Origin of the sequence: Roseomonas sp. CAU 1739 (genome assembly GCF_039839775.1) — a bacterium.
GTDB lineage: Bacteria > Pseudomonadota > Alphaproteobacteria > Acetobacterales > Acetobacteraceae > Neoroseomonas.
The window spans coordinates 45,510-71,860 of record NZ_JBDOQQ010000016.1; the positions used below are offsets into that span (position 1 = coordinate 45,510).

The 26,351-nt window shown below is 69.8% G+C and carries 20 protein-coding genes; 9 read left to right on the plus strand and 11 right to left on the minus strand.

Annotation, left to right across the window (positions count from 1 at the left end; all coding sequences use genetic code 11):
• Positions 1–17: 17 nt before the first annotated feature.
• The gene (locus AAFN86_RS22375) at positions 18–1,370 is read right to left on the minus strand and encodes an MFS transporter (RefSeq protein ID WP_347545779.1); all 1,353 of its coding nucleotides are present in this window, start codon (positions 1,368–1,370) and stop codon (positions 18–20) included.
• Positions 1,371–1,495: 125 nt separating this feature from the next.
• Here AAFN86_RS22375 and AAFN86_RS22380 point away from each other — a divergent pair, with 125 nt between their 5' ends.
• The 5 genes from AAFN86_RS22380 (at position 1,496) to AAFN86_RS22400 (ending at position 13,101) form a co-directional block, all read left to right on the plus strand.
• On the plus strand, positions 1,496–3,637 hold the full coding sequence (locus AAFN86_RS22380; RefSeq protein ID WP_347545780.1) for a peptidase domain-containing ABC transporter: 2,142 nt from the start codon (positions 1,496–1,498) through the stop codon (positions 3,635–3,637).
• A gap of 5 nt (positions 3,638–3,642) precedes the next feature.
• Positions 3,643–4,977 carry an HlyD family type I secretion periplasmic adaptor subunit gene (locus tag AAFN86_RS22385; RefSeq protein ID WP_347545781.1) on the plus strand — a complete coding sequence of 445 codons (1,335 nt, stop codon included), beginning with the start codon at positions 3,643–3,645 and terminating at the stop codon, positions 4,975–4,977.
• Between the two features lie 157 nt (positions 4,978–5,134).
• On the plus strand, positions 5,135–9,316 hold the full coding sequence (locus tag AAFN86_RS22390) for a heme utilization protein (protein WP_347545782.1): 4,182 nt from the start codon (positions 5,135–5,137) through the stop codon (positions 9,314–9,316).
• 51 nt (positions 9,317–9,367) lie between these two features.
• The gene (locus AAFN86_RS22395) at positions 9,368–11,338 is read left to right on the plus strand and encodes an O-linked N-acetylglucosamine transferase (RefSeq protein WP_347545783.1); all 1,971 of its coding nucleotides are present in this window, start codon (positions 9,368–9,370) and stop codon (positions 11,336–11,338) included.
• 2 nt (positions 11,339–11,340) lie between these two features.
• Positions 11,341–13,101 carry a glycosyl transferase family 1 gene (locus tag AAFN86_RS22400; RefSeq protein WP_347545784.1) on the plus strand — a complete coding sequence of 587 codons (1,761 nt, stop codon included), beginning with the start codon at positions 11,341–11,343 and terminating at the stop codon, positions 13,099–13,101.
• A 116-nt stretch (positions 13,102–13,217) separates the two neighbouring features.
• Here the strand turns inward: AAFN86_RS22400 and AAFN86_RS22405 are convergent, their stop codons facing one another.
• The 4 genes from AAFN86_RS22405 to AAFN86_RS22420 are packed head-to-tail and all read right to left on the minus strand — an operon-like array spanning position 13,218 to position 17,477.
• Positions 13,218–14,324 carry an alanine racemase gene (locus AAFN86_RS22405; RefSeq protein WP_347545785.1) on the minus strand — a complete coding sequence of 369 codons (1,107 nt, stop codon included), beginning with the start codon at positions 14,322–14,324 and terminating at the stop codon, positions 13,218–13,220.
• 13 nt (positions 14,325–14,337) lie between these two features.
• Positions 14,338–14,787, minus strand: a complete 450-nt coding sequence (locus AAFN86_RS22410; protein WP_347545786.1) for a hypothetical protein — start codon at positions 14,785–14,787, stop codon at positions 14,338–14,340.
• 60 nt (positions 14,788–14,847) lie between these two features.
• Positions 14,848–16,353, minus strand: a complete 1,506-nt coding sequence (locus tag AAFN86_RS22415; protein ID WP_347545787.1) for a M81 family metallopeptidase — start codon at positions 16,351–16,353, stop codon at positions 14,848–14,850.
• Positions 16,353–17,477 (minus strand): pyridoxal-phosphate dependent enzyme, encoded by a 1,125-nt coding sequence (locus AAFN86_RS22420; RefSeq protein WP_347545788.1) that lies wholly within the window; start codon positions 17,475–17,477, stop codon positions 16,353–16,355. Before AAFN86_RS22420 ends, AAFN86_RS22415 begins: the two co-directional genes overlap by 1 nt.
• Before the next feature lie 53 nt (positions 17,478–17,530).
• Here AAFN86_RS22420 and AAFN86_RS22425 point away from each other — a divergent pair, with 53 nt between their 5' ends.
• On the plus strand, positions 17,531–18,628 hold the full coding sequence (locus AAFN86_RS22425; protein WP_347545789.1) for a M20/M25/M40 family metallo-hydrolase: 1,098 nt from the start codon (positions 17,531–17,533) through the stop codon (positions 18,626–18,628).
• A 216-nt stretch (positions 18,629–18,844) separates the two neighbouring features.
• Here the strand turns inward: AAFN86_RS22425 and AAFN86_RS22430 are convergent, their stop codons facing one another.
• Together AAFN86_RS22430 and AAFN86_RS22435 are read right to left on the minus strand one after the other, a co-directional pair.
• A complete protein-coding gene (locus tag AAFN86_RS22430; RefSeq protein WP_347545790.1) occupies positions 18,845–19,840 on the minus strand; it encodes an asparaginase in 996 nt (331 codons plus the stop codon).
• Positions 19,837–21,102 (minus strand): glycosyltransferase family 4 protein, encoded by a 1,266-nt coding sequence (locus AAFN86_RS22435; protein WP_347545791.1) that lies wholly within the window; start codon positions 21,100–21,102, stop codon positions 19,837–19,839. Before AAFN86_RS22435 ends, AAFN86_RS22430 begins: the two co-directional genes overlap by 4 nt.
• Positions 21,103–21,233: 131 nt before the next feature.
• On the opposite strand from AAFN86_RS22435, the gene AAFN86_RS22440 reads away from it, so the two are divergent.
• Both AAFN86_RS22440 and AAFN86_RS22445 read left to right on the plus strand, forming a co-directional pair.
• Positions 21,234–21,968, plus strand: a complete 735-nt coding sequence (locus tag AAFN86_RS22440) for an SDR family NAD(P)-dependent oxidoreductase (RefSeq protein WP_347545792.1) — start codon at positions 21,234–21,236, stop codon at positions 21,966–21,968.
• Positions 21,969–22,067: 99 nt separating this feature from the next.
• Entirely contained in the window at positions 22,068–22,562 is a 495-nt protein-coding gene (locus AAFN86_RS22445) for a hypothetical protein (protein ID WP_347545793.1), read from the plus strand.
• Between the two features lie 173 nt (positions 22,563–22,735).
• On the opposite strand, the gene AAFN86_RS22450 is transcribed toward AAFN86_RS22445, so the two are convergent.
• From AAFN86_RS22450 to AAFN86_RS22465, 4 genes are read right to left on the minus strand one after another with little or no spacing between them, the layout of a single operon-like run.
• Entirely contained in the window at positions 22,736–23,140 is a 405-nt protein-coding gene (locus tag AAFN86_RS22450; RefSeq protein ID WP_347545794.1) for a polyketide cyclase, read from the minus strand.
• Complete coding sequence (gene arfB / locus AAFN86_RS22455) at positions 23,137–23,562, minus strand: alternative ribosome rescue aminoacyl-tRNA hydrolase ArfB (RefSeq protein WP_347545795.1); 426 nt, start codon at positions 23,560–23,562, stop codon at positions 23,137–23,139. Before arfB ends, AAFN86_RS22450 begins: the two co-directional genes overlap by 4 nt.
• Positions 23,559–24,350, minus strand: a complete 792-nt coding sequence (gene eutC / locus AAFN86_RS22460; protein ID WP_347545796.1) for an ethanolamine ammonia-lyase subunit EutC — start codon at positions 24,348–24,350, stop codon at positions 23,559–23,561. Before eutC ends, arfB begins: the two co-directional genes overlap by 4 nt.
• The gene (locus tag AAFN86_RS22465; RefSeq protein ID WP_347545869.1) at positions 24,347–25,711 is read right to left on the minus strand and encodes an ethanolamine ammonia-lyase subunit EutB; all 1,365 of its coding nucleotides are present in this window, start codon (positions 25,709–25,711) and stop codon (positions 24,347–24,349) included. Before AAFN86_RS22465 ends, eutC begins: the two co-directional genes overlap by 4 nt.
• An 86-nt stretch (positions 25,712–25,797) precedes the next feature.
• Here AAFN86_RS22465 and AAFN86_RS22470 point away from each other — a divergent pair, with 86 nt between their 5' ends.
• Complete coding sequence (locus AAFN86_RS22470; RefSeq protein WP_347545797.1) at positions 25,798–26,349, plus strand: phosphonopyruvate decarboxylase; 552 nt, start codon at positions 25,798–25,800, stop codon at positions 26,347–26,349.
• The last annotated feature ends 2 nt before the right edge of the window (positions 26,350–26,351 follow it).

Below are 26,351 nucleotides of genomic sequence, written 5' to 3' on the forward strand. Positions count from 1 at the left end.
CGACGCGCCGCCTACCGTCAACCGCGCTGGCGCAGCAGCAGCGGCAGCACCAGCAGCGGCAGCGCCCCCGCCAGCAGGAAGGCCAGGCCGAAGGCGGTGAGGAACGCCTCGGGCGCAGGGCGGCTCTGCGCCAGCATCGTCGCCTCGGTCGCGCCGAAGATCAGCGTCAGCAGGGATGCCGCGGCCACCACGCCGAAGGTGCGCGTCAGCATGGTCAGGCTGCCCGCGACGCCGCGATCCTCCCGCCGCATCGTGGCCGTCACGCGGTCGGTATACGCCAGGGTGAACAGCCCGACGCCCACGCCCTGCAGCAGCAAGGCCGCAACCAGCAGCGGCGGTGACGTGCCGATACCCCAGGCCGCAATCGTGAAAAGCCCCGACGCCGTGATGGTCGCGCCCACGATCAGCACCGCCCGCGCCCCGAAGCGCCCCACCGCCGGCCCACCCATCCATGCCCCGGCCATCCCGCCCGCCGGCCCGGCGGCCAGCACCAGCCCGAGCAGCACCGGCGGCAGGCCGGCGATGCGGGCCAGGTAGAAGGGCACCAGCAGCAGCACGGAAAAGCCGGCGAAGCCCAGCACCGCATTGGACAGGTTCAGCGCCGCGAAGCCCGGGCGTCGGAACAGGCCGAGATCGATGATCGGTCGCGGCGCATGGCGGCTGCGCCAGACGAAACCGCCGGCGGAAGCCACCGCCACCGTGGCAAAGGCCAGGGCGATCGGGGCGGGCGCGCGGTTCACGGCCAGCAGCGCCGTGGCGACCGCCGCCACCAGCAGCGCCGCGCCTGGGGCATCGAAGGGTTCGCGCGCCCCGCTGCGCGGCGCGGCGGGCAGCCGCCAGGACAGCAGCAGCGCCGCCAGCGCGATCGGTGCGCGGAACCAATAGACCGCCTGCCAGCCAAACCCCTCGACCAGCATGCCGCCGAGCAGCGGGCCGATCGTCGATCCCGCCGCCAGCGTCGTGGCATAGGCGGCCAGGGCGCGGGCGCGCATTGTCTCGGGGAACAGCCCGGTCGCCAGCGCCGGGCCGCAACCGAGCACCAGCGCCGCCCCGACGCCTTGCAGCACCCGGCAGGCCAGCAGCGCCCCGAAGCCCGGCACCAGGGTCAACAGCAGATAGGCCACGGCACTCCAGGCCAGGCCGAAGCGGAAGACGCGGGCATGGCCGAAGATGTCGCCCAGCCGCCCGACCGCCAGCATCAGGCTGCCATAGGTCAGCACATAGCAGATCACCACCCACTGGATCTCGGGCACCGCCAGGCCGAAGGCGGCGGCGATGGCCGGGAAGGCGATGTTCACCGCGCTGTCCAACGGCACGATCAGCGTCCCCAGCGCAACCGGCGCCAGGCGCAGCAGGGCCTGACCCGTCATATGCGCGTTCCCCCTCGCTTCGGGCGGCAGCATCGCCGATCGGTGGGTTCGGCGCACCCCTCCCCGGCTTAACGGCCGCGTAACGGGCCCGCGCCTAGCATCGCGCCGGATCCGGGCCGGACAGGATGTTGGCACCAGAACACACAGCGCTGCGGTGCCTGTTCCTCCTCGCCATGCATCACGGCTTGCACCTGGCGCCGGAGGAACTGCCGACCGCCCAGGGGCCGGAGATGCTGCCGGCCGTGCTCGGCACGCTGCGGCGGCTGGGGCTGAAGGCGCGCGCGCTGACCGGGCGCGGGTGGGATACGGCGGCGGGGCTCGGCAGTGCCTATCCGGCGCTGGCGGTGCGGCGGGACGGGTCCTGGGTGGTGCTGGTGCATGTCATACCGGGGCCGGATGGCGCGCCGATGGCCGCGGTGCTCGACCCGGAGGATGAGGCCGCCGGCGTGCAACTCATCCCGCGCGACCGCTTCGTCGCCGACTGGTCCGGCACGCTGGTGCTGTGCCGCCGCCGCGCGCAGGCGACGACGGATGCCGACCGCCCCTTCGGCCTGTCCTGGTTCCTCCCGGAGATCGCCCGCCACCGCGCCTTCTTCGCCGGCATCGCCGTCGCCGCGCTGCTGTCCAACCTGATCGGCTTCGCCATCCCCCTGCTGTTCCAGGTGCTGATCGACAAGGTGGTGCCGCACCAGGCCTGGCAGACGCTGACGGTGGTGGTCGGCATCTTCGTGATGCTGGCGGTGTTCGACGGATTCTTCGCCTATGCCCGGCAAAGGCTGATGATGCTCGCGACCAACAAGGTCGATGCGCGGCTGGGGTCGCGCACCTTCGCGCATCTGCTGTCCCTGCCGCTGGCCTTCTTCGAGATCCATGCGGCCGGCGTGCTGGTGCGCCACATGCAGCAGACCGAGAAGCTGCGGCATTTCCTCACCGGCCGGCTGTTCCAGACGATGCTGGATGCGGCGCTGCTGCCGGTGCTGCTGGTGTTGCTCTCGGTCTATTCCGGCGTGCTGACGCTGGTGGTGCTGGGGTTCTCGGCGGCGATCGCGGCGGTGATCGGCACCATGGTGCCGGCCTTCCGGCGGCGGCTGAACACGCTCTATGCCGCGGAGGGTGCGCGCCAGGCGCATCTGGTCGAAACCCTGCACAACATGCGCGCGGTGAAGTCGCTGGTGCTGGAACCGGTGCGTCGCCGCGCCTGGGATGGCCAGGTCGCGACCGCCGTGCGCGCCCATGCCGAGGTCGGGCGCATCTCGGCGGCCGGCTCGGTCGCAACGGTCGTGCTGGAACGGCTGATGCAGATCAGCGTGCTCGGCCTGGGCGCGGTGCAGGTGTTCGATGGGCACCTGACCATCGGCGCACTGGTCGCCTTCACCATGCTGTCGGGCCGCGTCACCGGGCCGTTGGTGCAGATCGTCACGCTGATCAACGAATATCAGGAAGCCGCGCTGTCGGTGCGCATGCTCGGCACGGTGATGAACGCGCCGCCCGAGGCCCGGTCCGGCCAGCGCCTGACCCGCCCGCCCATCACCGGCGCGCTGCGCTTCGAAGGCGTGACCTTCCACTATCCCGGCGCGGTGACGCCGGCTCTCGACCGCGTCTCCTTCGCCGCCGAGCAAGGCCAGGTGATCGGCGTGGTCGGTCGCTCCGGCTCCGGCAAGACCACGGTGACGCGACTGATCCAGGGCATCCATGCACCGCAGGACGGCCTGATCCGCTTCGGCGATGCGGATATCCGCACCATCGACCTCGAACACCTGCGCCGCCATGTCGGCGTCGTGCTGCAGGAGAACTTGCTGTTCCGCGGCACCCTGCGCGACAACATCGCCGCCGCCCGCCCCGAAGCCAGCCTGCCCGAAGTGATCGAGGCCGCCCGCCAGGCCGGCGCGCTGGAATTCATCGAACGCCTGCCACACGCCTTCGACACCATGGTCGAGGAAGCGGCGAGCAATTTCTCCGGTGGCCAGCGCCAGCGCATCGCCATCGCCCGCGCGCTGATCACCCGGCCACCGCTGCTGATATTGGACGAGGCAACCAGCGCGCTCGATCCCGACAGCGAGGCGATCATCCAGGCCAATCTCAAGGAGATCGCGCGCGGGCGGTCGCTGATCGTGGTGTCGCACCGGCTGTCCTCCCTGGTCGGATCGGACGCGATCCTGGTACTGGAACAGGGGCGCGTGCTGGATTTTGCACCGCATGCGGCGCTGCTCGACCGCTGCGACGTCTATCGCCATCTTTGGCAGCAGCAGACGCAGCATCTGCGATGAGCGCCATGCCCCGCAGGCTGCCGCGCCGCCGCGCACCACAGCACCTGACCGCCGATGCCGTACCCTTCCAGGACCCGCTGGAGGCGCTGATCGCCGAGCCGGCACCGGGCTTTCTGCGTGGCATGCATTGGCTGGTCGCGGGCATGTTCCTCGGCCTGATCGCGCTCGCAGCGCTGGCGCGAGTGGATGTGGTGGTGACCGGGCCGGGTCGCCTCGCCCCCGATGCGCCGCCCATCGTGGTGCAGCCGATGGAACGCGCGGTGATCCGCGAGATCCGCGTCCGGCCCGGCGAGGTGGTGCGGCGCGGCGATGTGCTGGCGTTGCTCGACCCATCCTTTGCCGAGGCGGATCGCGCCGCCCTTGTCGCCCAGCGCCGGGGCCTGGCGGCGCAGCGCGCGCGGATCGAAGCGGAACTGGCCGGCCATCCCGCCCCGCCGGCCGAAGACCGCGATGCCGCCCTGCAAGCCGGCTTGCAGGCGCAGCGTGCGGCCTTCCTCGCCGCGCGACAGGACGCGCTGGGCGAGGAGATGCGCGCCCAGGAAGCAGCCATTCGCACGCTGGAAGAAGCCGATGCCGCGCTGGCCGAACAGGTGGCGATCGCGCGCGACGTGGAGACGCTGCGCGTCCGGCTGCTGGAAGGCCAGGTCGGATCGCGGCTGCAATACCTTGAAGCGCGTGCACGGCGCATCGCCGCCGAGCAGCAGCGCGACCAGGATCGCGGCCAGCTTGCGGGGCTGCGCCACGCGCTGGCGCAGAAGCGCGCGGAGCGGCAGGGTTTCCTCGATGACTGGCGGCGCCAGCTGATGGAGGACCTCGCGCGGTTGCGCGGCGAACTGGATCGGGTCGAGGAATCCCTCGCCAAGGCGACGCGCCTGGCGGAGCTGACCGTGCTGACCGCACCGGCGGATGGCACGGTGCTCGAGGTCGCGCGCCGCTCGGCCGGATCGGTGTTGCGGGAGGCCGAGCCGCTGGTCACCCTGGTGCCCGCCGGCACGTCACTGATCGCCGAGATCCTGCTGCGGTCGGCCGATATCGGACAGGCGCACATCGGCGATCCGGTGGTGGTGAAGGTCGATGCCTTTCCTTTCCAGCGCCATGGCACGCTGCCCGGCACGCTGCGCGCCGTTGCTCAGAATTCGCAGCAACCACGGGCGGAAGGCGAGCCCGTGGGCGCGCATCACCGTGCCCAGGTCGCCATCGGAGACGCGGCCATGCCCGGGTCGCGGCCGCTGCCCGGCATGACGGTCACGGCGGAGATCCATGTCGGGACACGCAGCGTGCTCGCCTATCTGCTGCTGCCGCTGATCCGGGGCGTACAGGAAAGCTTGCGCGAACCCTGACGCCGACGGGCCGTTTACCGTCGGGAAAGTGGGCGCGCCGCATCCTGCCGGGAACACCAGGCCGACAGGACGTCCAAGTCAGGTGCCAAAGCCGCCGCCCGCCCCCGCGGGCGGTTGCCGCTGTCCGCCACGGATGCCGGCCTCCTGGGAGTCTGCGATGCCCGTCATCTCCGCCCTCAACACGACCCAGATCCAGGGCCTGACCACGACGACGATCGCGGGGCTGACCACCGCGAACATCGCCAGCCTGGCGACCACGCAGATCGCGGCGCTCACCACCACGCAGGTGGCGGTGTTGAAGGCCACGCAGGTCGCGGCGCTGAGCACCACGCAGGTCGGGGCGATCGAGACCACCGACCTGGCAGTTCTGAATACCACCCAGGTGCGGGCATTGGCGGCGACGCAGATCGGCGCACTGACCACGACCCAGGTCGGCGCACTGACCACCACCCAGGTCGGCGCCCTGTCCGGCACGCAGATGCTGGGCATGGAGACGACGGACATCGCGGCTTTGTCCACCACGCAGATCGGTGCGCTTTCCACAACGCAACTTGCCGCGCTGAACGCCGCACAGGCCCGCGCGATTGAGACGACCGACCTCGCCGTGCTGACGACCACGCAGATCCGCGGTCTGTCCTCGGCGCAGATGGCGGCGCTGACCACCACGCAGGTCGGTGCGCTCACCACCACGCAGGTCGGCGCGCTGACCAATACGCAAGTCGCTGCGCTCGGCACCGCGCAGGTTTCGGCGCTGACGACGACGCAGCTTGGCGCACTGACCTCGACTCAAGTGGGCGCGCTGGCGCCGGTGCAGTTCCGCGGCTTCGACACCACCGACATCGCCGCGCTGACCACGACGCAGGTCGCCGGGCTGCGTAGCAGCCAGATTGCCGGGTTGACCACCACCCAGGCCGCGGCGCTGGAGACAACCGATCTCGTCACGCTGACCACGACGCAGCTGCTCGGGCTGACCACCGGGCAGGTGGCGGCGCTGTCCAGCACCCAGGTCGGCGCGCTGACCACCACGCAGGTCGCCGGGCTGACGGTGACGCAGGTCGCCGCGATCGACACCACGGATATCGCGGCGCTCACCACCACGCAGATCGGCGCGCTGTCCAGCACACAGCTGGGTGGGCTTGGCACCGCGCAGGTCCGCGCATTGGAGACGACCGATCTTGCGGTGCTGACCACGACGCAGATTCGCGCGCTCGGCGCCACCAGGATCGCGGCGCTGTCCACCACCCAAGTGGGGGCCCTGACCACCACGCATGTGGCCGCGCTGACCACCACGCAGTTGACCGGGCTGACCACCACGCAGGTGGTCGCGCTGACCACGATGCAACTTGGCGCGCTGTCCTCGACCCAGGTCGGCGGTCTGTCCACGGCGCAGCTGCGTGGCCTCGACACCACGGATGTGGCCGGGCTGACCACAACGCAGGTGACGGGCCTGAGGGCGGCGCAGATCGGGTCGCTGACCATCACGCAGTTGGCTGCGCTTGAGACGACTGATCTTGCGACACTGAACACGACGCAGATCCGCGGCATTGCCGCATCGAGCATCGCCGCGCTGACGACGACGCAGGTTGGTGTCCTGACCACCACCCAGGTCACCGCGCTGACCACGGCACAGGTCGCCGGGCTGGAAAGCACCGACCTCGCCGCGCTGACCACCACGCAGATCGGTGCGCTGACCAGCGCCCAGGCGCGCGCCCTGGGCACGGCGCAGCTGCGTGGGCTCGAGACCACCGACCTCGCCGTGCTGACCACGACGCAGTTGGCCGGTCTGCTGCCCAGCCAGCTCGCCGTCCTGACGACAACGCAGGTCGGCGCGATGACGACCACGCAGATCAGCGCGCTGACGACGACGCAGATTGGCGGGCTGACCTCCACCCAAGTCGGCGGGCTCACCACGACACAGCTGGGGGCAATCACCTCCACCCAGATCCGAGCGCTGTCCACCGCGCAGCTGGCCGGACTCAACACCACCGATGTGGTGGCGCTGACCACGACGCAGGTGGGCGGGCTGGCGGCGACGCAGATCGCCGGCCTGACAACCACGCAGATGGCGGCGCTGGAGACGACCGACCTCGTCGTGCTGACCACGGCGCAGTTGCAGGGCCTCACCGTCTCCCAGGTCGCGGGGCTCAGCACCACGCAGGTCGCGGCACTGACGACCACGCAACTATCGGGCCTGGCCACGACGCGCATCGCTGCCTTCGAAAGCACCGATATCGCGGCTTTGACCACCACCCAGTTCGGTGCGCTGTCCAGCACGCAATTGGGCGGCCTGACCACCTCGCAGATCCGCGGATTGGAGACGACCGACCTCGCGGTGCTGACAACGACGCAGATCCGCGGCCTGTCCTCGGCGCAGCTGGCCGGCCTGAACGCCACCCAGGTCGGCGCGCTGACCACTCCCCAGGTCGGGGCTTTGACCACGACGCAGATCGCCGGGCTGGATTCGGCCCAGGTGTCGGCGATGACGACGACGCAGCTGGGCGCGCTGTCCTCGACGCAGATCGGCGGGCTGACCACCGCACAGCTGCGCGGCTTCGACACCACTGACGTCGCCGGGTTGACCACCACCCAGGTGGCCGGGTTGACGGCGTCGCAACTGGCCGGGCTGACCACCACGCAGCTCGGCGCGATGGAGACAACCGATCTCGCCACGCTGTCGACGACGCAGGTGCGTGGCCTTGGCGCGACGCTGGTGGGGGCGCTGATAACCACCCAGGTCGGGGCGCTCACCACCACGCAGGTGGGGGCGTTGACCTCCACGCAGATGGGCGGGTTGACGACCACGCAGGTCGCCGCGCTGACCACCACGCAACTTGGCGCGATCGGCACCACGGCACTCGGCGGCCTGGCATCCAGCCGTATTGCGGCGCTGACCTCGACGCAGGTTGCCTCTCTGGCCACCACGCAGATCGGCGCCTTGACCGCGGCGCAGGCCAGTGGGCTTGAAAGCACCGACATCGCGGCGCTGACCACCACCCAGATGGGCGCGGTCACCACTACCCAACTCGCCGCGCTGACCACGACCCAGCTGCGCGGCTTCGAGACGACCGACCTCGCGGTGATGACCACGACGCAGATCCGCGGGCTTGGGGCGTCCCAACTGGGCGGGCTGACCACGACGCAGGTGGGCGCGCTGACCACCACCCAGGTGGGGGCGCTCTCCACGACGCAGATCGCCGGGCTGACCTCGACCCAGGTCTCTGCGATGACGACGACGCAGCTGGGCGCCTTGACGTCGACCCAGGTCGCCGGGCTGACCACAGCGCAGCTGCGCGGCTTCGACACCACTGATATCGCGGGGTTGACCACCACGCAGATCGCCGGCCTCGACAGCACGCAGGTGGCGGGCCTGGCCACCACCCAGGTTGCGGCGCTGGAGACGACTGATCTCGTGACGCTGAGCACGACGCAGGTGCGTGGCCTGACCACCACCCAGATCGCGGCGTTGAGCACGACACAGGTCGGCGTGCTGACCACCACGCAGATCGCCGGGCTTGCCTCGGCGCCGGTGGCGGCGCTGACCACCACGCAGATCGGTGCGCTGACCACCACCCAGATCGGCGCGCTGACGCGCACTGTGATCGGGGGGCTCAACACCACCCAGCTCCGCGCGCTGGAGACGACCGACCTCGCCGTTCTGACCACGACGCAGTTTGGCGGCTTGACCGGCAGCCAGGTGGGTGCGCTGACCACCACCCAGATGGGCGCGCTGACCACCACCCAACTGGCCGCGCTGACCAGCACCCAGGTGACGGGACTGACCACGACGCAGGTCGGCGTGCTGACCACGACGCAGGTCGGCGGCCTCGGCACCACGCAGGTCCGGGCGCTGAGCTCATTGCAGGTCGCGGCGCTGACCACCACTCAGGTTGGCGTGCTCACCACGACGCAAATCGGCGCGCTGGGCGTCACCCAGGTGCGCGGCGTCGAGACGACCGACGTCGCCGTGCTGAACACCACGCAGATCGGCGCGCTGACCTCGACTCAGATCGCCGCGCTGACCGGAACCCAGGTCGCCGCGCTGACCACGACGGGCATCGGTGTGCTGACCACGACGCAGGAGGCAGGGCTCGGTTCCAGCCAGCTCGCTGCGCTGACCACTGCGCAGGTGACGGCGCTGACCACGACGGCGGTCGCCGCGTTGACCACAAGCCAGGTTGCCGGGCTGACGACAACGCAGATCGCCGCCTTCACCACGACGCAGATCGGCGCGCTGGAGACCAGCGACATCGCCGCGCTGACGGATGCCCAGGTCGCCGGCTTCACCACCACCCAGATCGGCGCGATGGGCACGGCGCAGGCCAACGCGCTGTTCGCCTGACAGTGCAGGGCCCGGCGCGGCCCCGCGGAGACCATGAAGGGAGACCACCGCATGGCCAGAATGGGCATCGCCGACTTGGTGGGCAGCGCTCAGGCGTTGTCCGCCTCGGGGCAGGGGGCGCTGGCGGCAGAGCTGTACCGCGACTGGGCGTCGCTCAATCCGGATGACCCGCTGCTGCATGCGGTGCAGTTCAATCGCGGCGTGCTGCTCGCCGATGCGGGTGAACTGCCCGGCGCGGTGGAAGCCTTCACGGCCGCGATCCGTCGCAAGCCGGACTTCCTGCCGCCTTACATCAATCTCGGCGCGGCGTGCGAAAGGCTCGGAGCCCGGGCGCAGGCCTACGACCATTGGGCACATGTCTCGACCAGCCTGGGCGGCGTGAACGGCGAGACCGTCGCTTACAAGGCCGCCGCACTGAAGCAGATGGCGCAGGTGTTGGAAGGCGGCCGGCAGCTCGCGGCGGCGGAGGACGCGCTGCGCCAGGTGGCCGAACTGGCACCCTTCCAGCGTGACGTGGTGCAGCACTGGATCAGCCTGCGGCAGCGGCAGTGCCAATGGCCGCTGTTAACGCCGATTGCCGGGCATGACCGCGCGGCGCTGCTGCGGCGGATCGCGCCGCTGTCCATGGCCTGCCTGGCGGATGACCCGTGGATGCACCTTGCCGTCGCTGCGGCGCATATGCGTGAGGATGTCGGCCAGCCCTCGACTTTCCGCACCGATGCCGACTTTGCGGCACGCTGCGCCGAAATCCCCGGGCGGCGACTGCGCATCGGCTATCTCTCCTCCGACCTGCGGGAACACGCCATCGGGTCGCTGATGGCGGAAATGTTCGGCCTGCATGACCGCGATGCGGTCGAGGTCTTCGCCTATTACTGCGGCATCCCGCAGGAGGATTCGACCAAGGCCCGCATCCGCGGCGCCGTCGAGCATTGGCGCGATATCGCCGCGCTGGACGATGCGGCGGCGGAGGCGATGATCCTCGGCGACGGCATCGACATCCTGGTGGATGTGAATGGGCATACGCGTGGCGCACGGACGCGGCTGCTGACGCGCCGGCCGGCGCCGATCATCGTCAATTGGCTCGGCTATCCCGGCAGCATGGGCAGCGCCTGCCACCACTACATCATCGCCGATCCGCATATCGTGCCGGAGGGCAGCGAGGGCTTCTACTCCGAGCGTGTGGTCCGCCTGCCTTGCTACCAGCCGAATGACCGCCGGCGCCCGACGCAAGCCGCCACCGACCGTGTCGCACACGGGTTGCCCGCGGATGGGACGGTGTTCTGCTCCTTCAACGGCACGCAGAAGGTCACGCCCTTCGTCTTCGCGCGCTGGATGGCGATCCTGCACGGCGTGCCCGACAGCGTGCTGTGGCTGCTGAAATCCTGCGAGGAGGTCGAGGATCGGTTGCGCGCCCGCGCCATCAAGGCGGGGGTCGCGCCGGAACGCCTGGTCTTCGCGCCGATCGTCGGCGCGCATGACCACCTGGCGCGGTATCCGCTGGCCGACCTGTTCCTCGATACGCTGCCCTATGGCGCGCACACCACCGCGTCCGATGCGTTGTGGATGGGCGTGCCGGTGCTGACGGTGCCGGGCCGCGGCTTCGCCGGCCGCGTCTGCGCAAGCCTGGTGCAGGCGGCGGGGCTACCCGAATGCGTGTGTGCCACCGCCGAGGACTATGTCGCACGGGCCATCACCCTCGGTCGGGACCGCGCCACCTTGGCGCCGCTGCGAGACCGGCTGCTCGCCGGACGCGACAGCGCGCTGCTGTTCGATACGCCGCGCCTGGTGCGGGAACTCGAATCGCTGTTCCGCGCCATGTGGGGCGATTTCGCCGGCGACCGGCTGCCGCGACCGGATCCAGTGAACCTCGACACCTATCTGGAACTCGGCGCGGCCATGGACCATGGCGCGGAGGAGACATCCTTCCTGCCGGACTATGAGGCCCGATGGCAGGCGGCGGTGGCGCGCCGGGATGCCTATGCGCCGCTGCCGCCGGACCGGCGCCTGGCCAGGGGGCGTTGACCATGGCACCGCTCGACGCCGCATCGCCCGTGACGCCGGCGAACCTGCCGTTGGAGGCCCTGATGCCGGGGCTCGAGGTCCTGCCACCCATCCAGGCGGTGGCGGCCTATCGCGCCTGGTTGGCCGCTAACCCGGCCTCGCCGCAGCGTTTCGCGGCCTGGTTCAATCTCGGCGCCCTGCTCGGCGCCACCGGCGACCGCGCGGCGTCGATGATCGCCTATCGCCAGGCGCTGGCACTCAAGCCGGACCTGCACCAGGCGGCGGTGAATCTCGGCCTGGCGCTGGAAGCGGAAGGTCGGGCGGAGGACGCGCTGGCGCTGTGGACCGACGCGCTGCAATCCGATGCGGCGCGCACCGCGCTGCTGAATCAACGCGGCCGCCTGCTGGAATCCCGCAAGCAGTATGCGCAGGCCGAACGCGCCCTGCATGCAAGCCTGTTGACCGATTCGCGGCAGCCGGACGTGATCCAGCACTGGGCCCATCTGCGCCAAAAGGGCTGCCTCTGGCCCCTGTATGGGGAGGGCATACCGGGCCTGAGCGAGGACGCGCTCGCGCTGCAGGGTGGGCCGCTCGGCGCCCTGGCCCTGACCGATGATCCGGCGCTGCAGCGGCGCATCGGGGAGGCCTGGATCGCCCGCAAGATCCCGCCCGCGCCGGAACACCTAGCGCCGGTGCGGGGCTATGCGCATGACCGTATCCGGCTTGGATACCTCTCCTCGGATTTCTGTCGCCACGCGATGGGGTTCCTGATCGTCGAGTTGCTGGAACGCCATGACCGTACGCGCTTCGAAGTGTTCGGCTACTGCTCGACGGTCGAGGATGGCAGCGCCTTGCGGCGGCGCATCGTCGGCGCGCTGGATCATCATGTCCCGATCGGGCATCTCCCCGAGGAAGACGCGGCGCGCCGCATCCGCGCGGACGAGATCGATATCCTGATCGACCTGAACGGATTGACCGCAGGGGCGCGTCTTGGTGCGCTGCGCTGGAAGCCGGCGCCGGTGCAGGCGACCTATCTCGGTTATGTCGGGCCGGTGCCGCTGCCGGAACTCGACTGGATGATCTGCGACGCCGTGGTCGTCCCGCCGGACCAGGCCATGCACTACGCACCGCGCCCGTTGCCGATCGCGGGCTGCTACCAGGCGAATGACGGGTGTCGGCCAGCACTGCCGGAGGTCACCCGCCCGACGGAAGGGCTGCCGGACGATGCCGTGGTGTTTTGCTGCTTCAACAATTTCTACAAGATCACGCCCCCGGTCTTCGCTGCCTGGCTGTCGATCCTGCGGGCGGTGCCGCGAAGCGTGCTCTGGCTGACCGAAGACAATGCGACCGGCATCTGCAATCTGCGCCGCGCGGCGGCGCAGGGCGGCATCGCACCGGACCGCCTGGTCTTCGCGTCGCGCTGCGACCCGCAGCTCTATCTGGCGCGGCTCGGCTTGGCGGATCTTTTCCTCGACACCTTTCCCTACAATGCGGGAACCGTGGCGTCGGACGCGCTGCGCATGGGGCTGCCGATCGTCACGCTGCCGGGGCGCGCTTTTGCGTCCCGCATGGCGGCCAGCCTGCTGACGACGGTCGGCGCGACGGAAGGCATCGCGACAACGCTCAGCGACTACGTCGCCAAGGCCGTGACCCTGGCGGCCGATCCGGCCCGGCGGTCGGCCGCGCGCACGCGCGATGCGTGGGCGCGCAGTCTTGGCGACACGGCAGGCTTCGCGGTACGGATGGAAGCGGCATACGAGACGATACGGCTGCGCCCGTCCTGAAGCGGTTGGCGTGCGACTGCGCGGACCCGGCCCACGCAAGCGCCTGTCGCTCGCCTGCGTGTGTTCCTTCGGGCGGGGATCTGCTCAGTCGCCGGTGCGGCGTTGCGTCGCCGCGTTCACCAGCCGTTGACGCGGTCCCAGGTGGCGATGACCTCCCGCCCGCCATCGACGACGTGATACCGGTCATGCGCCGCGACTGTCAGGCAGGTGTGGTTCGGGGCGATGCGCACCAATGCGCCGATCGGAAGGCTGCCGAAAGGCAGCGGACCGTCGCCGCGCACCTCGCCGTGTTCCTGGTGCGTGCGGGTGACGATGGCATCGCCGAAGCTGGGCTTGCCATCCAGGTCCAGCATCAGCCCGAAGCCGAAATCCTTCGGCGCCTTCTCGGTGGAACGGTCCTTCGACAATGCGATGGCCCCGGCATCGACCAGCACCGCATTGCGGTCCGGCTTGCGGCCGGTGACGGCGGTGAGCACGGTGACGGCGATGTCGGCCATGCCATGGGTGCCGATCTGTGCCTGGAACAGGTCGCCGAACATGTAGACGCCGGCGCGGATGTCGGTGATGCCCGCCATGTCGCGGCCATGCAGCGCGGTCGGCGACGAACCGAGCGAGACGACATCCACCGTCGCCCCCATCGCACGCAGACGTTCGGCGGCGAGGACCGCGCCGCGATGTTCGGCCTCCGCCACCGTGGCAACGCCCTCGGTGCTGCGCTCGGCATAGGAATGCCCGGCATGGGTCATCACCCCGGCGCAACGCGCGCCGAGGTGCCCGGCGATGGCGGTCAGCAGGTTGGAATCGGGCGTGACGCCGCCGCGGCCCTCGCCGCAATCGACCTCGACCAGGGCGCGCAGTGGGCCGGGATGGGCGGCGATGGCGGTGGCGACGTCGATGTCGTCGGTAATGACCTTTACATCGCCGCCCTGCGCGTTCAGCGCCGCGATGGCATCGAGCTTGGCCGGCGTGACGCCGACGGCATAGATCTGGTCGCGGAAGCCGCCGCCGGCGAAATAGCGCGCCTCGGCCACGGTGCTGACGGTGATCGGCCCCTTGCCGGGTGCAGCGAGCGCGGCCACCGCGAGCGACTTCGCGGTCTTCATGTGCGGCCGCAGCATCAGGCCTGGATGCCGCGCCACCGCCGCCTGCATGCGGGCCAGGTTCGCCTTCAGGATACCGAGGTCGAGGACCAGGCAGGGGGTCGGCAGGTCATCAAGGGTCACGGCGCGGCGTCCCTTACCAGCGCGAGGCGATCGAGAGTTCGACGAGCGATTCCGGCACCTCCCCGCCGCCATCGGCGACGCGCAGGCCGACGATCGCGTATTGCGTCTGCCAGCGGGCCTGGCTGCCGCCGCCGCCCGGATTGACGCCGAGGAAGCTGGCTTCCGTCAGGCAGGCGCCGACCTCGCGCTGCAGGCGGGTGAAGTGCTGCTGTGCCTCGGCGGAGGGGCCGTTGTGGCTGTACATCACGGCGTAATAGACGCCATGCGGGCCGCTGGAGTTTTCCTCGACGCCGCGCCGTTCCCTGATGGAACCAGGGATGTTGCGCCCGGTCGTCGGCAGCCAGTCGAAGCGGCTTTGTGCCGCGTTGACGAGGCCTTGCAGCCCCTCGCAGAAGGCGCGGTCGGCCTGTGCTTCGATGGGCAGGCTCGCGAGCAGCGTCAGGACGAGCAGGTGGCGGCGCACGGGGCGTCTCCCGGGACGAGGGTTGGCGGACAGGGGCGCGCGGCTGAGCGCAGGCATCGCTTAAGGCCAGCGCGCCTCGGCGTCGATGGGCAGCACCGGGCGCGGCAGATGCTGCCAGTCGAAGCGCGAGAGGATGGGGGAGGTGAGGCCGGGACAATCGACTTCGACAATCCGGTCATGGTCGAAGAACTCGTCGAATCCGCCGCGGAAATGGCCGCGGGACTTCACCACGACACAGCGTGCGGCGCCGATGTCGAGGCCGAGATGCTCGAAGAACACCGGGTCGGCGCATTGGGCGCGGCCCTCGGCGACCACCACCGACAACCCGCCGATCTGCAGGCAGGCCATGCGACCCATCGTCATCGCCGTGCCGGCGTAGATGCCGCGCCGGCCGGTGACGTTGCCGTCCGAGACGGCGCGGACCACGGCTTCGGCCTCGAAGCGGCGGCTGAAAGGGTCATCGGCGGCCATGTCGCGGTTGAAGCGGGCGGTGAAGCGGGTGCCGATGCCAAGGTCATGGGCTTCTATCGCGAGCGGCGCATCCAGCATCATGCCGATCAGCGCGCCCTGCACGCCGGCCTTGTGGAAGGCGTCCAGGATCCAGGTCGTGTTGCCGCGCCCGCCGCCGCCGGGATTGTCCGCGACATCGGCGAAGGCGAGCGGCACCGTGCTGTCCTTGGCGCGGCGCACCGCCTCATCCAGCGGCGTCAGATGCGCGACGAAGCGGGCGCGCCGGCCCCAGGCCGCCCCGGCCAGCGTTTCTGCGAGGTTCTCGGCGGCCGTGGCATCCGTCGCGGTCACGATCACCGCCATGCCGTTGAACGGCGTGTCGCCGTAGGCGAAGCCGCCCATCACCGAGACATTGGCAATACGATCGTCCCTCGTCGCCAGCTCCTGCCCAAGATTGATGACCTCGGCATAGGGCCCCTGCGCCGTCAGCATCGAGACGGTGGGGGCGACGATCGGCAGGCGGCGGAAGGCGCGGGTGAAGCGCTCGCCGGCCAGCAGGCGGCGCAGCAGCTGCGCGCTTTCCGCGCCGCACTCGCGCATATCCATGTGCGGGTTCGTACGATAGCCGACGAAGGCATCCGTGGTCGCCACCATGCGATCCGAGACATTGGCGTGCAGGTCGTAGGAACAGACCAGCGGGATGTCGCCCAGGATGTCCCGGATCATCGCCTGGATGGTGCCCTCGGGATCGAGGTCCTCCGTCGTCAGCCCGGCGCCATGCATGACGCAATAGACGGCATCGACCTGGCCCTTCGCGGCCACCAACCCGGCGCGCCAGATGGCCATCATCTCGGCGAAGAAGGGTGCTTCGACCGGCCCGTTCGGCTCGGCCATGGCGAGCAGGATCGGCACCGGCTGCCAAGGCCCGGCGGCGTCCATGTCAGCGACGAATCCGGGCATTTCGGCCAGGGCGCGCGGCGCTGCGCTGCGGGCATCGGCGAGAATGGCCTCGCCCTCCAGGTAGCAGCGGCCGGTGAATTCGGCACGGCCCGCCGGCGGCGCGAAACGGTTGCACTCGATGGAGAAGCCCAGCAGGACGATGCGCGGGCCGGCCATCAGACCGCGACCCCGAGCAGTTCGGCGATGCGCGGCGTGGCCTTCAGCCCGGTGCCGGTCAGCACCACCACGGTCGTCTCATCGGCGCGGATGGTCCCGGCCGCCAGCAGCCGTGCGAAGGCTGCCGCCGCCTGCGCGCATGTGGGTTCGACATAGATGCCGCTGCGCGCAAGTTCCAGCGTCGATGCCGCGATTTCCTCCTCGCCGAGCATGACGGCGCCGCCGCCGGATTCGGTCAGCACCTGGTTGACCTCGACGGTGCGCAGCGGCTGCGCGATGGCGGTGCCCTCGGCGATGGTGGGCAGTGCCGGCACCGCCGCTTCGCCCAGGAAGGCGCGGGCGATCGGTGCGCAATTGGCCGGCTGGGCGGCGAAGATCCGCGGCAGGCGGGTGATTTCACCCGCGCGCAGCAATTCCCCGAAGCCGATGCCGCAGCCCAGCACGTTCGACCCCGCGCCGCAGGGCACGATGACGTTGTCCGGGGCGACGAAGCCGAGGTCCTCCCACAATTCATAGGCCAGCGTCTTGGTTCCGTGCAGGAAGAAGGGATGCCAGTTGTGGCTGGCGTAGAAGATCCGCGCGGATTCCGCGAGCGCCGCATCGGCGCAATCCTGACGGCTGCCGGGGATCAGCCGGATCGTCGCGCCGGATGCGCGCGACTGCACCGTCTTGGCCGGCGATGTGCTGGCGGGGACGAAGATCGTCGCGGCCATGCCCCCCGCGGCGGCATAGGCGGAAACCGCCGCGCCGCCATTGCCCGAGGAATCCTCCAGCACATCCGAGACACCCTGGGCGCGCAGCAGGGACAGCATCACCGAGGCCCCACGGTCCTTGAACGAGCCGGTCGGCATGAACCATTCGCATTTCAGCAGCGCCGACGCCCCACCGATCACGCGCGGCACCAGCGGCGTGCAGCCTTCCCCCATGCTGATCGGATCGTCCGGGATGAAGGGCAGGGCGGCGGCATAGCGCCACAGGGACCTGTCCTCGGCGCGGATCGCGTCGCGGGTGATGCCCGGCAGCGGCGTCAGCAGCAGCGGCGCCTGGTCATCGCCGCACCAGCGCGGCGTTTCGAGGGGATAGGTGCGTCCCGTACGGGGGTCGAGATAGGCGATGTCGGTCATGGTGGGCGGAGCCTCGCTTGCCCCGGCCCGCACGGCAAGGGATGCTGCGGGCCATGAGCGCAGATGCCGATGCCGTCCTTCGTCTCGCCGCCGACCTGGTGGCGATCGACAGCCGTTCCTCCGTGTCGAACCTGCCCGTTGCGGACCGTATCGAGGCCGAACTGTCTGGCTTCGAGGTCGAGCGCGTGGACTATGCCGACGCCAATGGCGTGGCCAAGCGCGTGCTGATCGCCCATCGTGGGCCGAAGGGCGGTCATGCCCTGTCCGGCCACATGGACACGGTTCCGGAGACGGGCTGGACCGACCCGCCCTGGACACCGCGCGTGGTGGATGGCGTGCTGCATGGGCTGGGCAGCGTGGACATGAAGGGGCCGGTCGCAGCCTGTATCGTCGCCGCGCGTGGCATGCCGGCCGATGTCCCGGTCACGCTGCTGCTCACCACCGATGAGGAGACGAGCAAGCAGGGCGCGCGCGCGGTCGCCGCATCGGCCCTTGCGCGGTCGCTGGCGTTGAAGGGCATCGTGGTGGCGGAACCGACCGGCCTCGCGCCGGTGCGCGGGCATCGCAGCCATATCGAATACACGGCAGTGGCGAACGGCGTGCAGGCCCATTCCTCGACCGGGCAGGGGATGAATGCCAACTGGGCGCTGATTCCGTTCCTCGCCGAGATGAAGTCGGTGTTCGAGCGGCTGCGCCACGACCCGGCCTTCCACGATGCGGGGTATGATCCGCCCTTCTCCGACTTCAACCTGGTGATCGACAATCACGGCACGGCGGTGAATGTGACGGTGGCCAGGGCGACCGCACGCATCAAGTTCCGCCGCAGCCGCAGCATCGACTATTCGGGTATCGAGGCGGCGGTGAAGGATGCCGCCGCGCGCGCCGGCGTGACGCTAAGCGAACGGCGCGAGGGCACGCCGCCGGAATTGCCGGTGGACCATCCGCTGATCGCGCTGGGTGTCGCGGCGACGGGCCTCGCTGCGCGCACCGCGCCCTATGGCACCGATGCCAGCGAGTTGCAGGAGTTGGCGCCGTGCATGGTATTGGGTCCGGGTGGCATCGGAACGGCGCATACACCGAATGAATGCGTCTCGGTCGCCGACCTTGTCGCGGCGATCCCGCTGTTCCGGCACATTCTTTCGGCGGGGTGAATCCCGGAGGGGCGCTGCCCCTCCAGACCTCCCCGCCAGGGGGCTACGTCCCCCTGGACCGTGGGATCTTGGCGTCCAATGCCTAGAGCAGATCGCGTTCAGATGGAATCATCTGGACGCGTCAAGATGCTCTCAAAACAATAGGCTGGAGCATGTGGCGTGAGCACATGCGAACGCAGCATGCTCTGAGGATCGCAGTCCAAAGGACCCTTCCGCCTACGCCGGCAGCGTTACCTTGACCGTGCCGACGGGATTGCCGTTGCTGTCGCGGATGTCGCCCTCGATGGCTTCCGCCAGGCTGTCCGCCGCATCGGCCAGCCCCAGGCGCCCCAGCAGCGCGGCGAAGACCCCCATCTTTGCGCGCGAGGCGCCATCGGCGAACTTCACCGCGATGCCAAGGCCCTGTTCCGGCACGAAGCCCACCACGAAACCCTCGGCGCCGCCCTTCAGCAGCACGCGCCCCTGCGTCGCGCGGACGATCTGCCCGGTGGGCGACCCGCGGCCCGACAGGTGGTCCGGATAGGCACGGATCGCGCCCTGTAGGCGGCGGATGGCGTTGCGGCGTGACTCGGTCGCCACCTTCGCCGCGGCCCAGCGTGCCGCGGCACGCGCCATCGTCGCCATGGGAAGTGCCACTGCCGGCAGGCCGCAGCCATCGGTGCCGCGCGGCAGTGCCGCCGCGTCCTGCCCGATCAGTTCGGAGAAGGCTTCGAGATAGAGGCGCTGCGCCGGATGCGCCGGATCGTTGTAGGACGCGACCGGTGCGCCGAGATGCTTCGTCAGCGTCAGGAAGCCGCAATGCTTGCCGGAGCAGTTGTGATAGATGCGCGACCGGTCGCCGCCGGCGCGCCAGATCGCCGCCTGGTCGGCCTGGCTGCGCGGCATGTCCGGCCCGCAGACCAGTGCGGATTCCGTGAGGCCCAGGCGTTCCAGCCAGCCGCGCACCAGGGCGACCTGGAAGTCCTCGGCGCTGTGCGATGCACAGGCCAGCGCCAGGTGTTCCTCCGTCAGCCCCGCCGCATCCGCCGCGCCGGTCTCGACCAGCGGGATCGCCTGGAACGGCTTGAGCGACGAGCGCGGGAAGGTGACGAAGGACGGGTCGCCCCAGGATTGCAGGATGCGCCCTTCGGCATCGGCAACCACCGCGACGCCGTGGTGCAGGCTTTCGAGGATGCCGCCGCGGCGGATCTCGGCGAGGGGGAGGAAGGTCATGGCATTGCCTCCGGTGTGGGGATGGCGGTGCTGCCGGGGCGGCCCTGCAGCACGGCGTCGAACAGCTTCACCTGCTGGGGCAGGCAATGGGCATGCAGGTCGAAGCGTTCCAGCATCGTGCGTCGCGCGGCCTTGCGCAGTGGCTGGTAGCGGTCGGGATTGGCGATGGCATCGACCACCGCATCGGCCATGCGGGCATGGTCGAAGAAGGGCAGCATGATGCCGTTCTTCTCGTGCTGCATGACCTCGGCGAGCGGTGGCGTATCGGATCCGATGATCAGCGCCTCGCAGCCCATTGCCTCGACCAGGGACCAGGAGAGCACGAAGGGATAGGTGTAGTAGACATGCGCCCTGGTCAGCCGGAACAGCGCGACCAGGCCTTCATGCGGAATGCGCCCGGTGAAGTGCACGCGGGAGAGGTCGAGCGTCTCCCCCACCTCCTCCAGCATCGTGGCCTTCCATGACTTGCCGGTTTCGGGCAGCCGGCCATAGCCGCGCTCCTCGCCGCCCACGATCACCGCATGCGCGTTGGGACGTCGCGCCAGGATCTCCGGCAGTGCGCGCATGAACACATCGAAGCCGCGATAGGGTTCGAGGTTGCGCGAGACGAAGGTGACGATCTCCTCCTGCTTCGTGGCCATGAAGCCGTCGGGCAGCTTGACGTTGGCCGGGCCATTGGGCGTGGCGAAATTGGCGTCCACCCCTTCATGCACCACCGATGTCTTGGCCCGGATGAATTCCGGATAACGGCTGCGCTGCCACAACGTGGGCGAGATGCCCCAGTCGGTCGCCTCGAGCGACTGCAACTGCGTCATGTTCAGCGTGCGCACGCGCGCCATCTCGTCCAGCGTGACTTCCTGCTTCGGGTCGAAGCCGACATCGCCGCCGGTGGCCTGGTAGTAGAACTCGCAATACTGGAGGACCTTCGCGTCGGGGAAGACATCGCGCAGGTACAGGCCTTCGCCCCAGCCCGGATGGCAGCAGATGATGTCGGGCACGAAGCCTTTCTGCTTGAGCCCGATCAGCGACCGGGCGACCGCCTGGCCGCGGCGCACCGCGGCTTCGACCGGGCGGAGGTAGCGATGGGTTTTCTCACCGGCCCCTTCCGGCGCGGGGTAGCGCAGATGGGTCGGGCCCGGCGGCGACTGGTTGGCGCGTTCGCCCAGGCCGACGACCCGCGCGCCCTTCCGCTGCGCGATCAGCGGCGCGAGGTGCCGGTATTGGCCCGGGAAATTCTGGTGAAGGAACAACGCCTGAACCACGCGCCTCGTCTCCCGTGTGCCACGCCCCTGCGCCTGAATGCCGCCAATCCCGCGGTCGGGCAACCTCGCGTCTGGCCGGCCCGGCCTGGGCGGGCCAGGATGCGCGCCATCGGGATACGGGATGGGGTGCGATGGGATTCGACTTTGCAGGCAAGCGGGTGCTGGTGGCGGGCGGCAGCCGCGGGATCGGGCGGTCCATCGCGCTCGGCTTCGCACGGGCGGGCGCCAGGGTGTCGGTCTGTGCGCGCGGGGCCGAAGGGCTGGCCGCGCTGACGCGGGACGGCATTGCCCATGTGCAGCCCACCGACCTGGCCGACGCCGGGCAGGTCGCCGCCTGGGTCGCCGCCGCGGCCGCGGCGTTGAGCGGGATCGACGTGCTGGTGAACAACGCATCCGGCTTCGGCGCGCCGGATACCGAGGAAGCGTGGAAGCGCGGTCTCGATGTCGATGTGATGGCGACGGTGCGCGCCACCCACGCCGCGCTGGCGCATCTGCGGGCGTCGAAGGGGTGCATCGTCAACACCACCTCGATCTCAGGCTATGCGCCATCGACGCGTTCGCCAGCCTATGCAGCGGTGAAGGCGCTGCTCATCAACTACACCGCATCCCAGGCGGCGATGTATGCGCCCGATGGCATCCGGGTGAACGCGGTGGCTCCTGGGTCGATCGAATTCCCCGGCGGGTCTTGGGAGAAGCGGCGCACGGATGACCCGGCGCTGTACAACCGCATTCTCGCAGGCATCCCGTTCGGCCGACTTGGCGAGCCCGAGGAAGTGGCGGATGTGGCGTTGTTCCTCGCATCGCCGTTGGCGCGCTGGGTGACGGGACAGACCATCGTGGTCGATGGCGGGCAGATGCTGACCTGACGGCGCAACCGGGGCGTGCAAACGCATTGCGAAGCATTTCGGCTGCGACGTCGTTGCGGTTCACGATAGAATATCCGCGTCGGGACAAGGAACGGCGCGGTGACGCAGCGGGGATGGGCAGGTTTGGGTGGGCTGCTGGCCGCCGCCCTTTGCATGGTGGCGCCGGCCTCGGCGCAGGATCTGGACCCCCGCATCTCCGGACCGCTGATGCAACTCATTCAAGGGGCCGGGATTCAATGCCAGGCGGGCAACCAGCAGGCCTGCACGATGGTGCCGCAACTCCAGCAGGCCGGGAATGAGCTGATCCAGGCGCAATATGCCTGCCAGCGGGGCAACCCACAGGCCTGCCAGATCTTCCAGATGGGCGCGCAGCAGGTCATGGTTGCGTATCAGCAGGCCTTCGGCGGCGCCATGCAGCCGCAAGCGCCGATGCAGCAGGGCCAAGCCTATTCCCAGCAACAACAGAACTGGGACCATCAGCAGCGCATGATGCAGCAGCAGAACCAGTTCCAGCAGCAACAGCAGCAATATCAGCAGCAGCAGCGCGCGAACGACCTGCAGCACCAGCGGTTCATGGACCAGCTGCGGCGATAGAGCATGATCGGTTCACATTCGTTCACCCATCACGCTCCAACCTATTGTTTGATCGCGTGATTCAGACCTCCGGTGCATTCGCACCTGTGGCCATCACGCTCTAAGCCGGCGCCGACGGGACGCAATCAGCCCGCCGGCCTCGAACATGCGGGCGTCGGGCACACGTCGCACGATCAGCGCGCTTCCAGCAGGCGCTTCAGCGTCGCGAGGTCGGCCGCCACCAGGCCGGCATCGCGTTTGAAATCCTCGGCTGTCATGGCGGGTTGGCGGAACAGGGTGAACAGCACCTCCGCCCCGGTCCCATTGCGCACGACGCGCATCGGCACATCCACCTCGGATCCGTCCAGCAGCGTCACCGCATGGTCCAGCACGCCGTAGTCGTTGATGGGTGCGAAACGCAGCCGCAGCCGGCCGAGCGGCGCATCCACCACCCACCCATCGCCATCGCGCGCGACGTCGCTCCCCAGCCCCGCGGCCCAGAGCGGCAGGTTCTGCGGCTGCGAGGCGAAGGCATAGACCGCGGCGGCATCGCGCTCGATGCCGATGGTCAGCGTGCGGCTTTCGCGGGTTGGCATCACTCCTCCCCGGTCCTGCCGCCGCGCAGCCTTTTGGTGGTGCCGCGGCGGGTCTTCTCATCGACGCGGCGCGCCTTGGCGGCGCGGGATGGCTTGGTGGGGCGCCGCGGCGGCGGTGGAGGCGTCGCGGCCTCGCGCAGCAATTCCACCAGGCGCTCCAGCGCATCCTCCCGGTTGCGTTCGCGCGTGCGGTGGCGCTGGGCGGTGATGACCAGCACGCCCTCCTTCGTGATGCGCCGGCCCGCCAGCGTGGCCAGGCGTTCCTTCACCGCCGTCGGCAGGTTGGGGGATGCCATGGCGTCGAAACGCAGCTGCACCGCCGTCTCCAGCTTGTTGACGTTCTGCCCGCCGGGGCCGGAGGCGCGCAGGAAGTCTTCCTGCAGCTCATCCTCGGCGATGCTGATGCGGTGGGTGATGCGGATCATGGGGCGGGCAATGCGGTGGCGGGCATCTCATCCTTCAGTGCGACGCCGGTGGCACCCAGCCCCTGCGCGGCGCGCAGCAGCCAGGCGGTCTTGGCCGCGGCGTCGTCATACCCCAAGCCGCCGGGGCGGACATTGCTGATGCAGTTGCGCTCGGCATCGGTGCGGCCGCGCCGCGGCGCCCAGGTGATGTACAGGCCGAGGCTGTCGGTGGCGGACAGGCCGGGACGCTCACCGATCATCACCACCACCGCCGCCGCGCCGATGCGTTCGGCGATGTCGTCGCCGAGCGCGACGCGGGCCTGCTCGGCGATCACCACCGGGCCGGGCGGCAGGGCGAGCAGCGGGATCAGCCGTTCCAGCACGGCAGGTGCGTGGCGCTGCACACCGATGGCGCAGAGGCCATCCGCGATGACAAAGGCGACGCTGCCCGGCGCCTGTGGCAGCGCCGCGCCATCGGCCAAACGTCGCCCGAGATCCGGCCGCAGCAGGTAGGTCCGGCGATCCGGCGCGTTGCTGTGGACGCGCGTGGCGGGCAGGCCGATTGCGGCTTCCAGGGCCGGCACGTCCAGCGCCGACCACACCGCGTCGCGCGCCCGCGCATGGGCTTCCTGGAAGTCGAGATGGGCCGCGGTCGGCACCGCCGTCCCCGCGCGCCCGAGCCCGACCCGCGCATCGGTGAAGCGGCGCAGGTCGCGCCAGAGTGCGGGGGCCTTCGTCTGGCCCGGCCGATCCGGATCTCCGCGCCCTTCGTGGGGTGCATCGGCGCTGCGATCATCGGACGTGCTCATTCCAACCCGATCAGCGCCGGCGACAGCCGCGCCGGGATGCGTTCCGCATCAAGCCCGATGCCCATGCGCGTCAGCCAGTCCTCGAATTCCGGCGCGGCGCGCTTGCCCAGCATGGCGCGCGCCGTCAGCCCATCGTGGAAGGAGGTCGATTGGTAGGCGAGCATCACGTCATCCGCCCCGGGCACGCCCATCACATAGGTCACGCCCGCGACCGCGAGGCAGGTCAGCAGTGTGTCCATGTCGTCCTGGTCGGCTTCGGCATGGTTGGTGTAGCAGACGTCCACGCCCATCGGCAGGCCAAGCAGCTTGCCGCAGAAATGATCCTCCAGCCCCGCGCGCAGGATCTGCTTGCCGTCGAACAGGTATTCGGGGCCGATGAAGCCGACCACGGTGTTGACCAGCAGCGGATGGAATTCCCGCGCGACGGCATAGGCGCGGGCTTCGATCGTCTGCTGGTCCACGCCGTGATGCGCCTCGGCGGACAGGGCGCTGCCCTGGCCGGTCTCGAAATACATGACGTTGTCGCCGATCGTGCCGCGTTTCAACGCCAGCGCCTGCTCGCGTGCCTCGCGCAGCGTGGACAGCGACACGCCGAAGGAGGTGTTGGTCGCCTCGGTCCCGCCGATCGACTGGAACACCAGGTCGACCGGCGCGCCGCGGTCCATCGCCAGCATCGTTGTCGTCACGTGCGACAGCACGCAGGTCTGGGTCGGGATATCGAAGCGGTCCCGCACCGTGTCGAGCATGTCGAGCACCCGCATCACGGCCTCGACATTGTCGGTGGCGGGGTTGATGCCGATGACCGCATCGCCCGCGCCAAGCAGCAGCCCATCCAGCACGCCGGCCGCAATGCCGCGTGGGTCGTCGGTCGGGTGGTTGGGCTGCAGGCGGATGGACAGCCGTCCCGGCAGCCCGATGGTGTTGCGGAAGCGTGTGACGACCCGGCATTTCGCGGCGACCTGGATCAGGTCGGCGACGCGCATGATCTTGGAGACCGCCGCCGCCATCTCCGGCATCAGGCCCGGCGCCAGCGCGGTGACCGCGGCCGGTTCCGCCGCCAGCAACCAGTCGCGGAACCCCCCCACCGTCAGGTGCCGCACCGGGGCGAAGGCCGCCAGGTCCTGGCGATCGATGATCAGCCGCGTGACCTCGTCGGCCTCATAGGGGATCACCACCTCTGACAGGAAATGCGCCAGGGGCAGGTCGGCGAGGGCACGCTGCGCGGCGATGCGTTCTGCCGCGCTGCCGGCCGCGACGCCAGCCAGCGCATCGCCCGACCGCAGCGGCGTGGCCCGCGCCATCAGGGTTTTCAGGTCGTCGAAGACGAAGCGTGTGCCGCCGATGGTCTGCGCGAAGGGCATGGCCGACATGATGCCGCGTCCCGGGCCTGTCTTGCCAGCCTGTCGCCTAGCCCTAGGATGCGCGCCGGAAACTCCCTGAGGAAGCAATGGACGCCGACGCGATCGACAAGGCCCCGGATGCGGCCGCCGCCTGGCCCGACCAGATCTACGAGCTGCTGAAGAAGCATGAGATCCGTCAGGTCTGCCTGGTGCCGGATGCCGGCCATTCCCGCCTGATCAAGCGCTGCCTGGCGGACAACGAGATCACCGTCACCACCCTGACGACCGAGGAAGAAGGCATCGCCCTGATGCAGGGCGCCTGGCTCGGCGGCGACAAGGCGGTGCTGCTGATGCAGTCCTCGGGTGTCGGCAACTGCATCAACATGCTGTCGCTGTCGCAGATCCATCGCTGCCCGATGCCGATGCTGGTGACGATGCGCGGCGATTTCGGCGAGTTCAACCCGGCCCAGGTGCCGATGGGCAACGCCACCCAGGTGGTGCTCGAAGCCATGGGCACGCTGGTGAAGCGCGCCGACACGCCGGAGGACATCGCGCCGACGGTCGATGCCGTGATCCGCATGGCCTTCAACACCTTCCGCCCCGCCGCGGCCCTGATCGGCCAGCGCGTCATCGGCGCCAAGACCTTCGGCAAGGACTGAGA

Bases quoted from the DNA above. Each gene is read 5' to 3' on its own strand.
- eutC (WP_347545796.1), bottom strand. From the start codon at position 24,350: ATGAGCACGTCCGATGATCGCAGCGCCGATGCACCCCACGAAGGGCGC.
- AAFN86_RS22415 (WP_347545787.1), bottom strand. From the start codon at position 16,353: ATGGCCGGCCCGCGCATCGTCCTGCTGGGCTTCTCCATCGAGTGCAAC.
- AAFN86_RS22430 (WP_347545790.1), bottom strand. From the start codon at position 19,840: ATGACCTTCCTCCCCCTCGCCGAGATCCGCCGCGGCGGCATCCTCGAA.
- AAFN86_RS22400 (WP_347545784.1), top strand. From the start codon at position 11,341: ATGGCACCGCTCGACGCCGCATCGCCCGTGACGCCGGCGAACCTGCCG.
- AAFN86_RS22385 (WP_347545781.1), top strand. From the start codon at position 3,643: ATGCCCCGCAGGCTGCCGCGCCGCCGCGCACCACAGCACCTGACCGCC.
- AAFN86_RS22425 (WP_347545789.1), top strand. From the start codon at position 17,531: ATGAGCGCAGATGCCGATGCCGTCCTTCGTCTCGCCGCCGACCTGGTG.
- AAFN86_RS22420 (WP_347545788.1), bottom strand. From the start codon at position 17,477: ATGACCGACATCGCCTATCTCGACCCCCGTACGGGACGCACCTATCCC.
- AAFN86_RS22395 (WP_347545783.1), top strand. From the start codon at position 9,368: ATGGCCAGAATGGGCATCGCCGACTTGGTGGGCAGCGCTCAGGCGTTG.
- AAFN86_RS22440 (WP_347545792.1), top strand. From the start codon at position 21,234: ATGGGATTCGACTTTGCAGGCAAGCGGGTGCTGGTGGCGGGCGGCAGC.
- arfB (WP_347545795.1), bottom strand. From the start codon at position 23,562: ATGATCCGCATCACCCACCGCATCAGCATCGCCGAGGATGAGCTGCAG.
- AAFN86_RS22390 (WP_347545782.1), top strand. From the start codon at position 5,135: ATGCCCGTCATCTCCGCCCTCAACACGACCCAGATCCAGGGCCTGACC.
- AAFN86_RS22375 (WP_347545779.1), bottom strand. From the start codon at position 1,370: ATGACGGGTCAGGCCCTGCTGCGCCTGGCGCCGGTTGCGCTGGGGACG.
- AAFN86_RS22465 (WP_347545869.1), bottom strand. From the start codon at position 25,711: ATGCCCTTCGCGCAGACCATCGGCGGCACACGCTTCGTCTTCGACGAC.
- AAFN86_RS22380 (WP_347545780.1), top strand. From the start codon at position 1,496: ATGTTGGCACCAGAACACACAGCGCTGCGGTGCCTGTTCCTCCTCGCC.
- AAFN86_RS22470 (WP_347545797.1), top strand. From the start codon at position 25,798: ATGGACGCCGACGCGATCGACAAGGCCCCGGATGCGGCCGCCGCCTGG.